This is a genomic window from Bacillus sp. NTK074B (assembly GCF_017303375.1).
GTDB lineage: Bacteria > Bacillota > Bacilli > Bacillales > Bacillaceae_B > Rossellomorea.
Genome location: NZ_JAFKOH010000010.1, coordinates 85,731 through 100,497, shown reverse-complemented (window position 1 = coordinate 100,497; position 14,767 = coordinate 85,731). Strand labels below are relative to the sequence as shown.

The window sequence follows — 14,767 nt, the reverse complement described above, 5'->3', positions numbered from 1 at the left end:
TGATATGGTAATGATTAGGTTGCATAAAAGGTGAGGGAACGAGAATATGAGAGCAGATAAACTTAAACGAGGCAAGAAACGCATTTGGACAAAAGTCGTCGGGATCGTCTTTCTACTGATGCTGCTAGGAGGCGGAGCATACGCCTACAGCATCTACCATTCATTAAACAGTGCAGTGGAGACGATGCATACCCCGATCGACCGGGACATGTCCTCAAAGCGGACGAAAGAAGTGACGTTCAAGGACAAAGAACCCTTCTCCGTCCTGTTACTCGGTGTCGATGAGCGGGAAAACGATAAAGGACGTTCGGATTCCATGATCGTCCTGACCGTGAACCCCAATAAAAAATCCGTGAAGATGATCTCCATCCCACGTGACACCCTGACCGACATCGTCGGGCACGGAACAAGGGACAAGATCAATCACGCATATGCATTCGGCGGGGTCGAAATGTCCATGGATACCGTCGAGGGACTCCTTGATATCCCGATCGACTACTATGTACAGATCAACATGGAAGGCTTCGAGGATATCGTGAACGCAGTCGGCGGGGTAACGGTGAACAATGACTTGAACTTCAACTACGGGGGCTATTCCTTTAATGAAGGTGAACTGACATTGAGCGGAAAAGAAGCACTGGCCTTCTCCCGCATGAGATATGAAGATCCCCGCGGTGATTTCGGCCGTCAGCTGAGACAGCGCGAAGTCATCCAGGGCGTCATCCGTGAAGGAGCCAGCGTCTCAAGTCTTTGGAATTTCGATAATATCTTCGACGCATTGGGCAATAACGTCAAAACGAACCTGAATTTTGAAGAAATGGTCGATATCCAGAAGCATTACAAGTCTGCATCAAAAGACATCGAACAGATTCAGATCAAGACCGGTTCCGGTACGAAGATCGATGGCATTTATTATTATGTGATTCCGGACGAGGAACTTAGCGATATTCGTAGCACGCTGCAGGATCATCTGGAATTATAAGTGTACTGAAAAAAGGTTAGCCAACTAAAAATCCGAACGAATACGACATTCTTTAAGAACATCGTATTCGTTCGGATCTTTTTATTATTATGCTCTCGGGCATCCTTTGGGCACTGATTTCTTCTTAACGAAGCCTCTTTTAAGCTGGGGCATGAAAAAACCCATCCATGAATTCTAAGAATAGGGCATACATAAAAAGACCAATGGGCACCAAATTCCCGACTAAAGCAAACATCCTTTGAGGGATAATCTCGTGCATATCGTTAAACGTTCCCTTTTCAAAAAAACCGCCTTACTTCGAAGGATTTCATCCCCTATTAATGGACCACACAAAGACCCATCCAGCGCTCCCGAGTCCTTCCCTTACCTCTTCTCTGTCTTCTGTTTACTCATATACGCTTCCTCTGCCTCGGGGGATAATAAACCGGAGGCCTTTCCAACCGTTCCATCCTGCATTCGCCAGATCTTATTATGATCACTCACGGCATCGGAGAAATCCCCTTCCTTCCAGCTTGTCAGGATTTCTTTGTAGGTGGCTTCATTCTCATATTGATTGATTTCCAGCTGACTTAATAAAAAATCAATTCGTTCATCGGTAATTTTAAAATAAGACCATTTTTCCTTTGCCTGGACCTTCTGATGGCTCATAGCATGGAGGTACTGCTGGATGAGACCTTCACTGAGAGGCGTCTTCACTCTTTCACCGAAGGGGTTGCCTTTCTTTGCTTCAGGCTTTTGATCTCCATCACCATTTACACTGGCGACTGCCTTCTGCTCCCCGCTCCCGGAAGCCGACTCCTCTGAGGTTCCGTTCGTATCAGAGCGGCTCATATCCAGACTCCCAACCGCTATATATACACCCAGTGCCGTTAACAACAGCACTCCGCCTATGATGATTCCGGCTATCTTCTTACTCATACGTTTACCCCTTTGTTCATTTTGTGTATGTACTAGTCTTCTAGACCTTCTATCGATAGTCCTCCTAATTGTTTAAATTATACCCTCCATTTTCCAAATACGAAACAATAGTCACTAAGTCGGTTGCATATCCGGACTGAATTCCGTATAATGACTCATTGTTTATCAAAGAATTTCAAACTCTACATAAGGGAGATTTGATACATTTGAAGAATCAGTCGTGGTTGTCACTTCAGTTCTTTGCGATATTTTTCACTTGGGGAATCTTCATTCCCTACTGGACAGCGTGGCTTGTGGAAAGTAAGGACTTCTCCATTTCAGCTGCGAGTACGGTCATTGCGGTAGGTATGATTGCCCGTTCGTTTTCGAGCTTTTTCGTTTTTCCGAAGTTGAGCCAGACGGTTTCGCTGGGCAGGTTATCCAGATGGCTTGTGCTCATTTCTGGTGGAGCACTGCTGATGTTCCTGCCTATGGATTCTTTTGGGATGGTCATTGCTTGTATGGTGTTATTCAGCCTGGTGTATCCGATGCTGCTTCCAATGGTGGAAAGCATGGCGGCTATGATGATGAAGGAAGACGGGATTGATTACGGCCGGAGCCGTTCATGGGGATCGATCGGGTATACGACGGCACTGCTTGCGGTCGGATTTTTAACTTCGATTTATACAGAAGGGGCTGTGATTTATCTGCTGTTCGGCGGCATTGTCGTGATCCTGCTTTCTTCCCTTCTGAAGCTTCCACAGTCCATGAGTGGGACCCGGGGACAGGAGAAGCTTTCTTATCGAGGATTGTTGAAATCCCGTAAGTTCGCATGGGCGATGGTGATTGTGGTCCTGATTCAGGGAGCACATGCTTCTTATTATAATTATGGCGTGCTTTATTTGAAAGAACTAGACGTGAGCGCCGTTTATATCGGTGTAATCCTAAATATTGCCGTGTTGTCTGAAATTGTGTTCTTTGCTTTTTCAGACCGGTTGTTAAAAGGGAAAAGCATCTCTGTCATGTTCGTGATAGCAGCAGGGGCTGCTGTGACGCGTTGGACATTGTTGTTCCTATTCCCCAGCACCCCTGTCTTCATCTTTACCCAACTTTTCCACTCACTAACCTTCGGATTGACCCATTATGCATTTATGAGGTTAATTTATGAAGAATTGGAGAGTAAGGATATTCCTGCTGCCCAGGGAGTGTATACATCCCTTGGTATGGGATTGAGTACGGCGGTTCTGACTTTTGTCGGTGGGTTTCTGTATGATATGTCACCGGGTACGGCGTTTTTGGGAATGGCGGTTGTGGTCGCTCCGTGTGTCGTGCTTGGCGGGTGGATGTATTGGAAGTATGATCGTGAAGCAAGTGGTGTGTTTAGTTATAAATAAGCTGGTTGCCGTTCGGGGGTGTTGTCCCGGGCGGTTTTTTTATGGGAAGTGTTTGATGTAGACGGTGCCTTTGGTGGAACCGGTCTTCTTTAGGTTGAGTGATTTCAGGATCTCTGCCGCTGTTTTTCGGGAAGAGAATTGCAGGAAATTCCTTAGTTCTTTGTTGGTGATGGAGGGTTTGATAAGGAGGAAGTAATCTTCGATGGCCATCAGATGAGCGTTCCTAGAAGTGTGACTGCAGCCCTGACAGAGCCAAGTTCCATGCTTTCTGATCATGATATGGGAGCACCTTTCACATTGGACTCCTTTAATGAGATCCACTTCCGTCAGTTGATATATGGGAAGGATCGGCGAGTAAGATGATTTTTGCTGATGCAAAAGGAGCCTCTTCACCTTTTTGAGGTCGATGACTTCACGTGTGTATTGGGTGTTCAATTTACTGATTTCGCTTACGATATTTTGGGCGTGGATCATTTTGTCGTATGGAGGCAGACGCCTGTGGCCGGGAGCCATCTTCAGGATGGTGGCAGGATTACTGAAAGCAACGAGGAATTCGATCGGCGGACAAGGGAGTTTTTGATTGAAGAACCACTTTTGGAGAAATAGTTTTTGACGGTTGGCCTGGACGACCGGGTCAGGATAGCCCGTTTCGACACCATTGTAGCTTTGAATAAGCTGATTGAATTCCGGGTCGATGGTGAGGGTTCCGGCTATATTTTTGATTTCGATCGGAAGGGAGTAGCAGGACGTGATGAGAAGGCTGTCGATCTGGAAATAGTCAGGAGCAAGGGGGAGCCTGAGATCATTGAGGATCATATACTTCTTGTCAGTGAGAAAGCTCATATGATAATCCACTGACTTCTCGCCGTGATATCCTGCTTTCCGTTTTTTCAGATCCTTCTCTATAAGCGGTCTTTTCGGGTGACTGGGAGGCTTTAGTCTGCCAAGCAAAGCTTCTGTTTGACTCAGTTTGACAGGAACGGTTCGACTTTTGGCAATCATTGAGGGTTATTTCACTCCTTTAGGAATTGATCTGTGAATTATTCTACATTTATTGAGGAAATCCTGCTTTTTGAAGGAAGAATTTATTGGATTGTCGGTTTTGGTTAGTAGATAGGGGGCCTGGATGGGGGTATCACGCCGTTTTTCGGGGATGGGATTAGCGCGGAATCTCCGTCGCGGGGATAATCATGCGGGTTTTGAGGGGAATCAAGCGAAATATGAAATTATCGTGCGGATTTACGATTTTTCATGCCCGGATCTGAAATTATCATGCGGGATTCACGATAATCGTGCCGACGTGTCGAATTTTCTATGCGTCATAGAATTTAAAAACGTCCCACCTCAAAGGCAGGACGCTCCAATCAAAACTTAAAATCTCTTATACCCGACAAACTTAGGGTTCCAATACGAATTGCTCAACTTCGAAATGACTACCCCACTGTCGGACGCGTGGATGAAATCGCCGTTTCCAACATAGATACCCATGTGACTGATGCCTGCTTTATACGTATTCTCGAAGAATACGAGGTCGCCTGGTTTCGGGCTGGAGACAAAGGATGATTTGCTGTAGTAACCTTCTGTATTCGTGCGTGCAATCGATTGTCCCGCCTGGTTGAAGACGTAGTAGATAAATCCGCTGCAGTCGAACCCGGATGGTGATGTGCCTCCCCATGCGTACGGGGTTCCTACGTATTTCTTCGCAATATCGACGACGTTTGAAGAAGGTGCCTCATATCCGTCGGACGTTCCTTTAACGGATAGCTTTTGACCGACATAGATGGTGCTTGAGCTCAGGTTGTTCCAAGACATGATGTCGGACACGCTTACATCATAGCGATAGGCGATATGTGAAAGGGTATCACCGGATTGGACCGTATATGTACTCGATCCCGTTGTTGGCGGCGGGGTGGTCGTTCCGCCTGAAGAGACGATCAACGTTTGACCAGGATAGATCATGTCACTCTTTAAATTATTCCAAGATTTCAGTTCAGAAACATATACATCGAATTTCGCTCCGATTTTTGACAGGTAATCACCTGATCGAACGGTATAGGTTTTCGTGGATGAACTGCTCGGCGCTGATACTTCAAGCACTTGATTGACATAGATCATGTCGGAGCTCAAGTTATTCCAGTTTTTCAGGTTTGAAACGGTTGTATCATATTTATAAGCAATCACGGAAAGGGAGTCACCTGATTGTACGCGGTAAGAAGCCGCTTCCGTTGAATTGGCAGCCATTGTCGAGACTAGTGCAGCAGCAGTAAAGGCAATAATTGATTTCTTCAAAAAAATTTCTCCTTCTTAAATAGTGTCGAATTTTAGTGCTTGTCCATTATCTATGAAAGAGTCAGATATTTTAATAGGCTAATATTCTTATATGATGAAAAATCAGGAAGAAACCCCAGTATAATAGTACTTGGTACTTTATGGACTTATTACCAATTTAAAATATAAGGTGGGTATGTCATTAACTGGTTGGTGTATGGACCCCTATTCATGCCCTAAACTCCTCCGGTTTGGATGTTAATGGTCCCACTTCAAAAAGTTCCTTATCAGCAAAATGAAAACGGCTACACTTTTCTGTTGACAACTTGTATATACATGAATACAATAAGAGTATATCTTGTATATACAACATCCCCGGGTAAATGAAAGCGTTTTGACAAAAGCATGAAACGAAGCGTTTTCCACATACTATTTAGGGGAATTCCATTAATAGAAATGAAAGCGGGTACAATCCGGGTGCCCGGCAGCTTTCACCATTCCAAGGGAGGGAATTTCATGAGCGTGAAACGTGAAGACGTTCTCGAAATCATTGAAGCGATTGGCGGCAAGGATAATATCCATACGGCCACGCACTGTGTGACTCGTCTCCGGCTGGTGCTAAACGACGAGAAAAAGGTTGATAAAGAGCGATTAGAGGCAATTGATCTGGTGAAGGGGTCCTTCTCCTCAAACGGTCAGTTCCAGGTTGTCATTGGACAAGGTCTTGTGAATAAAGCGTATCAGATCCTGGCAGAGGAAACGGGGATCGAGCAGGCATCGAAGCAGGATGTGAAAAATGCCGCGACTCAGAACCTGAATCCCCTCCAGCGTGCCATCAAGGTACTGGCGGATATCTTCATTCCGATCCTGCCGGCCATCGTAACGGCCGGGTTGCTGATGGGTCTGAACAATATCCTGACGGGTCCGGATATCTTCTTTAACAAAAAGTCGGTCATTGATGTCTATCCACAGTGGGCAGACCTGACGAACATCATTAACCTGATTGCGAATACCGCCTTCGTGTTCCTGCCGGGGCTCATCGGTTGGTCTGCAGTCAAGCGGTTCGGCGGAAGTCCGCTGCTTGGTATCGTGCTCGGTTTGATGCTTGTGCATCCAGATCTTCTGAACGCATGGTCCTATGGATCTGCTGAAAAGATTCCGACTTGGAACCTATTTGGTCTTGAAGTCGACAAAATCGGGTACCAGGGACAAGTACTACCGATCTTATTTGCATCCTTATTATTAGCAAAAATTGAAACGTTCCTGGATAAACGGGTTCACGACTCGATCAAACTGCTCGTTGTTGCACCTGTGGCATTGTTGATCACCGGTTTCGCGGCATTCATCCTGATCGGGCCTGTGACATTCTTCATCGGAAACATGCTCACTGACGGCGTCATCTGGGTATTCGATCACTTCTCATGGCTCGGCGGTCTCCTATATGGCGGACTATATGCCGTCATGGTTATCACAGGTATGCACCATACGTTCCTTGCAGTGGATTTACAGCTAGTGGCAAACGCAGGAGGCACATTCCTGTGGCCGATCCTGGCACTGTCCAATATCGCACAAGGTTCTGCGGCACTTGCCATGATGTTTGTAGCGAAGAAAGAAAATGAAAAACTGCGCGGTCTGGCAGGAACCTCTGCCCTCTCCGCTTATCTTGGAATTACCGAACCTGCCATGTTCGGGGTGAACCTGCGATATAAATATCCGTTCATCTCAGCACTGATCGGTTCTGCCATGGGCGGTGTTCTGCTGGCGATGACCGGCACCAAAGCATTCTCCATCGGGGTAGGTGGACTGCCTGGTATCCTGTCCATCAAATCGGAATACTGGCTCCCATTTGCCATCGGTATGGTGATCGCCATCGTCGTACCATTCGTCCTGACCATGATCTGGTCTAAATTCAGCAAAAACGAAGTAGCCTAAACAATAGAGAGAAAAAGAGTTGCACCAACTTGTATATACAAGTTAAACTAAGGGGGACAAATGAATTCTTAGCACATACCTGTAAAGGACAGTGACGGGGATGTTTGTCCCCTTTTTCTATTATGAGGGACGGACCTTCAATTCTGCTTATTTTGGAGCGTCCTTCCCTATGAGATAAGGGTTTCAGAAGAAAAGTGGAAGGTCCGTCCCTCTTAAAAGGCAGACCTCCTGAGAACAAATCGCATAAGATCAATGTTTATTCATAAGTGAAACGGCGGATTACCAGATAAAGCGAGGTCCGTCCCTCAATAAAAGTAAAGGATGGTGCGTGTTTATGAAGCAGCCTTGGTGGAAGAAGGCGGTTGTGTATCAGATTTATCCGAAGAGTTTTTATGATACGTCGGGGAATGGCGTTGGGGATATTAAGGGGATTACGGAGAAGCTGGATTATTTGAAGGAGCTTGGGATTGATGTGGTGTGGATCACGCCTATATATAAGTCTCCCCAGAATGACAATGGGTATGATATTAGTGATTACTTTAACATTCACGAGGAGTACGGGACGATGGAGGATTTTGATGAGCTGTTGGAACAGGCACACGCCCGCGGCATTAAGATCATTATGGACATCGTGATCAATCATACATCAACGGAGAATCAGTGGTTCATCGAGTCACGGAAGTCGAAGGATAATGAATACCGCGACTTTTATATCTGGAAGGATGGTAAGCCTGATGGCTCTGAGCCGACGAACTGGCAGTCGAAGTTCGGAGGTAACGCTTGGCAATATGATGAAGAAACGGGGCAATACTACCTCCACCTCTTTGACGTAACCCAGGCAGACCTTAACTGGGAGAACGATAAAGTAAGAAAGAAGCTTTATGACATGATGCACTTCTGGCTCAAAAAAGGCGTCGACGGTTTCCGTCTCGACGTCATCAATCTCATCTCCAAAGATCAGGACTTCCCTGACGACGACGGTTCCGTCGCACCGGGAGACGGACGAAAGTTTTACACAGACGGTCCCAAAGTCCATGAATATATCCATGAAATGAACAAAGAAGTGTTCTCACAATATGACATCATGACCGTCGGGGAAATGTCTTCCACGACGATCGATCATTGTATCAAGTATTCGAACCCGTCACGCAATGAGCTCAGCATGACGTTCAATTTCCACCATCTGAAAGTAGACTATCCGAACGGGGAAAAATGGTCAGTCGCCGACTTCGACTTCCTGACCCTGAAAGACATCCTTTCTACCTGGCAGCGTGAAATGCACAAAGGCGGCGGTTGGAATGCCCTCTTCTGGTGCAACCATGATCAGCCGCGGATCGTGTCCCGCTACGGTAATGACGGAGAGTATCGCAACGAATCGGCGAAGATGATCGCCACGACGATTCACCTGATGCAGGGTACCCCTTATATTTACCAGGGGGAAGAATTCGGAATGACCAACCCGAAATTCACGACCATCGATGAATACCGTGACGTCGAGTCCATCAACATCTTCAATATTTTAAAAGAGCAAGGGAAATCAGAGGAAGAAATCCTTGAGATCCTGCGCCATAAATCCCGTGACAACTCACGGACACCTGTGCAGTGGAACTCCGAAAAGAATGCCGGATTCACCAGCGGCACACCTTGGATCCCTGTAGCGAAAAACTACAAGGAAATCAATGCAGAACAAGCACTAAAAGACGAAAACTCTGTCTTCTATCACTATCAGAAGCTGAACCGCCTGCGCAAGGAATATGATATCATCGTAGACGGTGACTATCAGCTGATCTTGGAAGATCACCCTGATATTTTTGCTTATGTACGAAATGGCGACGGCGAGAAACTTCTTGTGGTGAATAACTTCTATGAGAGGGAAACGAAATTCACGTTGCCTGCTGAAGTGGACGTGAATGGCTGGACAAGCGAGATCCTGATCTCTAATTATGAAGATACGGCAAACGTGTACGAGAACGTGACGCTACGTCCATATGAGTCTATTGTGTTCCGATTGACGAATTAAGGTAAAATAACGTTTGGGGTTTAGCCCTGAACGTTATTTTTTTAGGATCACATTAGTAAATATATGGGTATTGTGTGCTGCAAATCTTTTTTGAAAGAATTCCATGAACAGTAGTGCGTACAAAGTTTTTCAAGAAAAACACAAATTAGTAAACTAGTTCATTTACATAGTTAACATTTATTCTCTATTATGGGATAATAAAGCTAAAAGGAGTTCCTGCCATGAATGCCACGCCTAAAGTCCAAACCTTATTACAAGAAATCGAAACAAAGCGCTTGGAACTTAAATACTTTGCCATCTACCATGGCTTCTCACATCCCGAAACCGTGAAACTCAGTCAGGAACTGGATGAACTATTCAACTGCTATCAACGATTGAAATAAAGAAAAGGCTGCTCAACCAACGCAGCCTTTTCTTCTTATTCCGTTGCTCCTTCTTCCCCTTCACTTGCCAGGAAGAAGATCGCCGCAACTTTCCATCCATCCTCTTTCTTATGGAAGACCGTGACCTGCTTACCAGACCGGGTCACTTCCTTATCACCGTTCGGGTCCTTCGTCGTTGCTTTGATCTCAGCGTACACATCCGCTTTCTTACCGGCTGCATAGTTGATGATCTTCACATTATCCACTGAACGCTTCGAATCGACAGAATCAAAGATCTGTTTCACATAGCGCTCTTCATCTTCGTACTTGAAATTCACGGGTGTCTTCGAGATGACACTCATGTATGAATCGAAATCTTCTTCGTTAAAAGCCGTGATATATTGATTAAAAGCTGCGTTAATCGCCGTCTTGTCTTCTTCCGGAATCCCTTCTGCTTCCTCCAGTGCGCTGGCGTCCTCTACGACCTGGGTCATCTGATTCAGGGATGCCGCTTCATCTGTCGCAGGATCTTCTTGCGGGCTCACTTCTTCTGTCTTAGCCGTATCTTTCTCTACCTTCTTTTCTTCGTCTGCCCCACAAGCACCCAATAATAATGTGCTTATGCCAATTCCCAACATGATTTTCTTCCAATGCTGTTTCGACAATGCTCTTCACCCTTTTCTAAAATTTGCGCTATCTCCATTCTATTGAAAATATTCACAACACTCAAGATGAATCTCATCTCTTCCAATTAATTATGGTAAAATAATAGCAGGTGATATTATGACGAAGAGTAATAAATACAAACAAATCTTTGAAGATCTCTCTGAAAAAATCCAAAATGGCACCTATACAGCGAATTCCATCCTGCCATCCGAGAACGAGCTGTCGGTCATGTATTCCACTTCACGTGAGACTATTCGTAAAGCGCTTACATTATTGGCTCAAAAAGGCTTCATCCAGAAGCTCCGCGGGAAAGGCTCACTGGTACTCGATGTGTCCCGTATGAGCTTCCCCATCTCAGGCCTTGTGAGCTTTAAGGAACTGCAAACGTCCATGGGGCGGGATCATATCGAAACGTTCGTGCACGACTTCGGATTGGTGCTGGCTGATGAGGGCGTCGCTAACCAGCTTGAGTCCTCTCGTAACGCTGAAGTATGGAAAGTCATCCGCTCACGTAAAATCGGTGGTGAGCGGATCATTCTTGATAAATCTTATTTTTTAAAAGAACAGGTTCCTCTCCTGACGAAAGAAACCTGTGAGAATTCCATCTATGAGTATCTCGAAGGAGAACTTCAACTGCCCATCGACTTTGCCAAAAAAGAGATCGTTGTGGAAGAATGCACGGATGAGGACCGGGAATATCTTGATCTGAAGGGCTATGATCATGTGGTGGTCGTGAAGAACTATGTCCATTTGAAGGATGCGACGTTGTTTGAGTATACCGAATCCCGGCACCGTTTGGATATGTTCCGGTTTGTTGATTTTGCACGGAGAAAGCATTAGGATTGGGTCCACTTCCTGATTGGGGAGTGGATTTTTTCATGTATTTCATAAAGAAAATTCGACATGGCGGCATGATTATCGTGAATCTCGCATGATAATCCCATATCCCGCATGAAAAATCAAAATCCCGCAAGGTAATCTCATGTCCCGCACGATTCCCCTCTAAACCCGCTTGATTATCTTCACCTGCGGATATTATGGTCTACCACCAACCCATTCAAACGAAGGAGAGCCCCCATCAAGGGCCTCAATCCATCCAAAATAGACAATCTAAGACTGAAAACTGCTAAAAATCAAACAAAAAAACAGCCCTCCACCAGGAAGGGCCGTTCTCTCAACCACAAATTCACAATACTCTATCTATCAACTGGTACTTATCGTACTTCCACCCAGCCGTTCTTAATGGCAGTGACCACTGCCTGGGTACGGTCGTTCACGTTCATTTTTTGAAGGATATTACTTACATGATTTTTAACCGTCTTTTCACTGATGTATAATCCTTCACCGATACCTCGGTTGCTCTTCCCGTCAGCAAGCATTTGCAGTACTTCACACTCGCGGCGCGTCAGCAGGTGAAGCGGGCGGCGAACTTCGGATTGTTGGAATCCACCTGTGTTTTGTGCGTTGGCCAGGCGCTTGTATTCTGCAACCAGGTTGTGCGTCACTTTAGGATGGACGTATGAACCGCCTTCAGCGACGATTTTGACAGCGTTGACAAGAGCGTCTGAGTCCATCTCTTTCAAAAGATAACCGAGGGCCCCTGTTTTTAGCGCATGGTTCACATAGTTTTCGTCGTCGTGAATGGACAAAATGATGACTTTCGTTTCCGGGTATTTGTCCATTAATTCACGAGTCGCTTCCACACCGTTTATCTCAGGCATGTTGATATCCATGAGGACTACGTCGGGTTCATGTGTTTCAACCAGGTTCATCGCTTCTGAACCGTCATCACCTTCTGCTACTACATTAAAAGAAGGTTCGAATTCGAGGATTCGTTTAACCCCTTCCCTGAAAAGCTGATGATCGTCAATGATAACAATATTTGTTGCCATGTCTTTCGCCTCCCTAAACCTTGGAAAAATTTACTTATTAAGCGGTACCTGGATCAGGATGACCGTTCCAGCCCCTACTTTTGAGTCAATCGTGATGTCTCCTTCAAGGAGGTCAACACGCTCTTTCATCCCCATGATGCCAAAGGATCCTCTTTTCTGTGTATCTTGATCGAATCCTTTGCCGTTGTCTTTGATGACAACTGTTATTTGGTCTTTCTTTACTTCTACTTTTACCAGGATTTGAGTGGCCTCTGCGTGCTTAAGGGCATTTTGGACACTCTCTTGTACTAATCGGAACAGAGCGACTTCGAATTTGGAAGGAAGTCTGATATCGAGACCCATATTTACAAACTGAATGGAGGTCTCCTCGTTATACTCTTCGATTGTACTCAAGTATTTTTTGAGGGTCGGTATCAACCCCAGGTCGTCTAGCGCCATCGGTCTCAAATCATATATGATGCGGCGGACCTCATACAGGGCTGAGCGGACCATCCGTTTGAGGTCGCGTATTTCCCTGATAGCGTCATCGGTGCTCTTTTCACGGAACACCCGCTCGATCAAGTCCGAGCGAATCATCACGTTTGCCATCATTTGTGCAGGGCCGTCATGAATTTCACGGGACAGGCGTTTTCGCTCATCCTCCTGGGCCTCGATGATCCTGAGACCGAAATCCTGACGCTGCTTCGCGTCCTCTAACGCGGCATTGACCTGTCTTAAATCACTGTTTAAATAATTGAGAACGACCGATATTTGGGAACAGAGGTTCTCTGCCCGTTCAATCGTGTCTCCCAGTGAATGCAGGCGTCTTTCCAGTTCATCCCTGCGATTTCTGAGCTGCTTCTCTTCCTGCCTGTTCATAGAGAGCTTCATCTGCAGGTCATGGGCTTTCTCATACGCTTCTCTTACCTGGTCCTCTGAGTAGGTTTGAAAATGCTTGCTGACTTCAGATAACCTGAGCCGGGCAAGCTTCGATTTCTGCTGGAGAGCATCTCCCTCATCAATCACCTTCAGGACCATTTCTTTCACTTCCAGTAGTTCTCTCATCAAATCTTCATAATCGGTTCTGCATTGCTCGCCAATCTGAAAGATTTCATCCTTACTTTCGTCAACCGTATCGACCATCTTTTGCAGGATGCCATCCAACATCTTGGTGTCTATTTTTCTTAGTGGCAAACGGTACACCCCTTTTTTGTTCCACAATAGTCGTCCGCCTAGCTTCATGAAAACGATCCTGGCTACAATAATCGGTTCAGTATGTTCTGTCCACCAGACATTACATCATGCCGATAGACCCACTGTTTATCTATACTAGATAATCCTATTATCATTTCAATGAAAAGTCACTGAATTCCTTTATTCATCTAGGCATATTCCTACGTAATACTTCGACCAAGGGATCATTGGGTCCCGGAATCCAAGAGAATGATTGGGAATAATCTAGACCATTCGGCTCCATCCGGAGAACTTCGGAACAACTGAAGTATTACTATCAGCGTCCATTATACCATGTCACATATTGTCGGAGATTAAAGTTTGATTACATTGTATTACCTTTATTTCATGAAAGCCTGGGATTTACCTGAAATAAAATTTCATCACTAGCTCAAGTTGTGCATTTCTGCCCATTTTTAGATATAGTGAAGAAGGAATTCAGCGCGTTTTTTGTCGTACGTTGCGACAATGGAGGAAGGAGAATGGAGTTTGCTACATCACTATACTACCGTCAAAGGTTACGGTGAACATGAAATCACGATCGAACGGTCCAGATTCATCGCTTATGTGAATCGTGTGGAAACGGAAGAGCAAGCACAGGATTTCATTGCAACCATTAAGAAGAAGCATCATGATGCCAATCATAACTGCTCTGCCTACATGATCGGCGAACAGAATCTGATACAGAAAGCGAACGATGATGGGGAACCGAGTGGGACGGCAGGGGTTCCTATGCTTGAAGTGTTAAAGAAGCGGGATCTTAAAGATACGGTTGTAGTTGTCACCCGCTATTTCGGCGGCATCAAGCTTGGTACCGGCGGGTTGATCCGGGCGTATGGACGTTCTACCTCTGAAGGGCTTAACGCTACCGGGGTCGTTGAAAGAAGGCTTGTGAGAGTAATGAAAACGAAGATTGATTATACGTGGCTTGGCAAGGTTGAGAATGAAGTGAGGTCTTCCATCTATCAATTAAAAGACATTCATTACTTAGATGCTGTTGTGGTCGAGGTGTATGTAGAAGAAGCTTTAAAGGATCAATTTGTGAACTGGATGACGGAACTGACGAATGGACAGGGTGAAATTTTTGAGGGAGATGTGGAGTACCTGGAGTCGGATGTTTGAGTAACGGACCTTTAAAATTG

14 protein-coding genes are annotated in these 14,767 nt (G+C 45.5%); 8 read left to right on the top strand and 6 right to left on the bottom strand.

Annotated elements, in window-relative coordinates:
• The first annotated feature begins 46 nt into the window (after positions 1–46).
• A complete protein-coding gene (locus tag JI667_RS16665) occupies positions 47–982 on the top strand; it encodes a LytR family transcriptional regulator (protein WP_206857226.1) in 936 nt (311 codons plus the stop codon).
• A 363-nt stretch (positions 983–1,345) separates the two neighbouring features.
• Here JI667_RS16665 and JI667_RS16660 read toward each other — a convergent pair whose 3' ends face one another.
• Positions 1,346–1,900 (bottom strand): DUF6241 domain-containing protein, encoded by a 555-nt coding sequence (locus JI667_RS16660; protein WP_206857224.1) that lies wholly within the window; start codon positions 1,898–1,900, stop codon positions 1,346–1,348.
• Between the two features lie 206 nt (positions 1,901–2,106).
• On the opposite strand from JI667_RS16660, the gene JI667_RS16655 reads away from it, so the two are divergent.
• The gene (locus JI667_RS16655) at positions 2,107–3,273 is read left to right on the top strand and encodes a 3-phenylpropionate MFS transporter (RefSeq protein WP_206857223.1); all 1,167 of its coding nucleotides are present in this window, start codon (positions 2,107–2,109) and stop codon (positions 3,271–3,273) included.
• Positions 3,274–3,312: 39 nt separating this feature from the next.
• Here the strand turns inward: JI667_RS16655 and JI667_RS16650 are convergent, their stop codons facing one another.
• Complete coding sequence (locus tag JI667_RS16650) at positions 3,313–4,275, bottom strand: nuclease-related domain-containing protein (RefSeq protein ID WP_206857212.1); 963 nt, start codon at positions 4,273–4,275, stop codon at positions 3,313–3,315.
• A 124-nt stretch (positions 4,276–4,399) separates the two neighbouring features.
• On the opposite strand from JI667_RS16650, the gene JI667_RS16645 reads away from it, so the two are divergent.
• Positions 4,400–4,648 carry a hypothetical protein gene (locus JI667_RS16645; protein ID WP_206857210.1) on the top strand — a complete coding sequence of 83 codons (249 nt, stop codon included), beginning with the start codon at positions 4,400–4,402 and terminating at the stop codon, positions 4,646–4,648.
• Here JI667_RS16645 and JI667_RS16640 read toward each other — a convergent pair.
• Complete coding sequence (locus JI667_RS16640; protein WP_206857208.1) at positions 4,645–5,562, bottom strand: C40 family peptidase; 918 nt, start codon at positions 5,560–5,562, stop codon at positions 4,645–4,647. The genes JI667_RS16645 and JI667_RS16640 overlap by 4 nt on opposite strands.
• A gap of 495 nt (positions 5,563–6,057) precedes the next feature.
• Here JI667_RS16640 and treP point away from each other — a divergent pair, with 495 nt between their 5' ends.
• The 3 genes from treP (at position 6,058) to JI667_RS16625 (ending at position 9,876) form a co-directional block, all read left to right on the top strand.
• The gene (gene treP, locus JI667_RS16635; protein WP_206857204.1) at positions 6,058–7,473 is read left to right on the top strand and encodes a PTS system trehalose-specific EIIBC component; all 1,416 of its coding nucleotides are present in this window, start codon (positions 6,058–6,060) and stop codon (positions 7,471–7,473) included.
• A gap of 334 nt (positions 7,474–7,807) precedes the next feature.
• Positions 7,808–9,493, top strand: a complete 1,686-nt coding sequence (gene treC / locus JI667_RS16630) for an alpha,alpha-phosphotrehalase (RefSeq protein ID WP_206857200.1) — start codon at positions 7,808–7,810, stop codon at positions 9,491–9,493.
• Between the two features lie 221 nt (positions 9,494–9,714).
• Positions 9,715–9,876 (top strand): aspartyl-phosphate phosphatase Spo0E family protein, encoded by a 162-nt coding sequence (locus JI667_RS16625; RefSeq protein WP_206857198.1) that lies wholly within the window; start codon positions 9,715–9,717, stop codon positions 9,874–9,876.
• 35 nt (positions 9,877–9,911) lie between these two features.
• Here JI667_RS16625 and JI667_RS16620 read toward each other — a convergent pair whose 3' ends face one another.
• Positions 9,912–10,520 carry a hypothetical protein gene (locus JI667_RS16620; RefSeq protein WP_206857197.1) on the bottom strand — a complete coding sequence of 203 codons (609 nt, stop codon included), beginning with the start codon at positions 10,518–10,520 and terminating at the stop codon, positions 9,912–9,914.
• 118 nt (positions 10,521–10,638) lie between these two features.
• Here JI667_RS16620 and treR point away from each other — a divergent pair, with 118 nt between their 5' ends.
• Positions 10,639–11,361 (top strand): trehalose operon repressor, encoded by a 723-nt coding sequence (treR, locus tag JI667_RS16615; RefSeq protein ID WP_206857196.1) that lies wholly within the window; start codon positions 10,639–10,641, stop codon positions 11,359–11,361.
• Between the two features lie 374 nt (positions 11,362–11,735).
• Here the strand turns inward: treR and JI667_RS16610 are convergent, their stop codons facing one another.
• Both JI667_RS16610 and JI667_RS16605 read right to left on the bottom strand, forming a co-directional pair.
• Positions 11,736–12,413, bottom strand: coding sequence for a response regulator (locus JI667_RS16610; RefSeq protein ID WP_206857193.1), 678 nt, complete (start codon positions 12,411–12,413; stop codon positions 11,736–11,738).
• A 30-nt stretch (positions 12,414–12,443) separates the two neighbouring features.
• Positions 12,444–13,559, bottom strand: a complete 1,116-nt coding sequence (locus JI667_RS16605) for a sensor histidine kinase (protein ID WP_414635247.1) — start codon at positions 13,557–13,559, stop codon at positions 12,444–12,446.
• 555 nt (positions 13,560–14,114) lie between these two features.
• Here JI667_RS16605 and JI667_RS16600 point away from each other — a divergent pair.
• Complete coding sequence (locus JI667_RS16600; RefSeq protein ID WP_206857189.1) at positions 14,115–14,747, top strand: YigZ family protein; 633 nt, start codon at positions 14,115–14,117, stop codon at positions 14,745–14,747.
• Positions 14,748–14,767: the final 20 nt, after the last annotated feature.

What these genes read in the sequence shown, in the direction of transcription:
- JI667_RS16665 (WP_206857226.1), top strand. Translation starts at nt 47, where the DNA reads ATGAGAGCAGATAAACTTAAACGAGGCAAGAAACGCATTTGGACAAAA.
- JI667_RS16660 (WP_206857224.1), bottom strand. Translation starts at nt 1,900, where the DNA reads ATGAGTAAGAAGATAGCCGGAATCATCATAGGCGGAGTGCTGTTGTTA.
- JI667_RS16650 (WP_206857212.1), bottom strand. Translation starts at nt 4,275, where the DNA reads ATGATTGCCAAAAGTCGAACCGTTCCTGTCAAACTGAGTCAAACAGAA.
- JI667_RS16645 (WP_206857210.1), top strand. Translation starts at nt 4,400, where the DNA reads ATGGGGGTATCACGCCGTTTTTCGGGGATGGGATTAGCGCGGAATCTC.
- treP (WP_206857204.1), top strand. Translation starts at nt 6,058, where the DNA reads ATGAGCGTGAAACGTGAAGACGTTCTCGAAATCATTGAAGCGATTGGC.
- treC (WP_206857200.1), top strand. Translation starts at nt 7,808, where the DNA reads ATGAAGCAGCCTTGGTGGAAGAAGGCGGTTGTGTATCAGATTTATCCG.
- JI667_RS16625 (WP_206857198.1), top strand. Translation starts at nt 9,715, where the DNA reads ATGAATGCCACGCCTAAAGTCCAAACCTTATTACAAGAAATCGAAACA.
- treR (WP_206857196.1), top strand. Translation starts at nt 10,639, where the DNA reads ATGACGAAGAGTAATAAATACAAACAAATCTTTGAAGATCTCTCTGAA.
- JI667_RS16610 (WP_206857193.1), bottom strand. Translation starts at nt 12,413, where the DNA reads ATGGCAACAAATATTGTTATCATTGACGATCATCAGCTTTTCAGGGAA.
- JI667_RS16605 (WP_414635247.1), bottom strand. Translation starts at nt 13,559, where the DNA reads ATGTTGGATGGCATCCTGCAAAAGATGGTCGATACGGTTGACGAAAGT.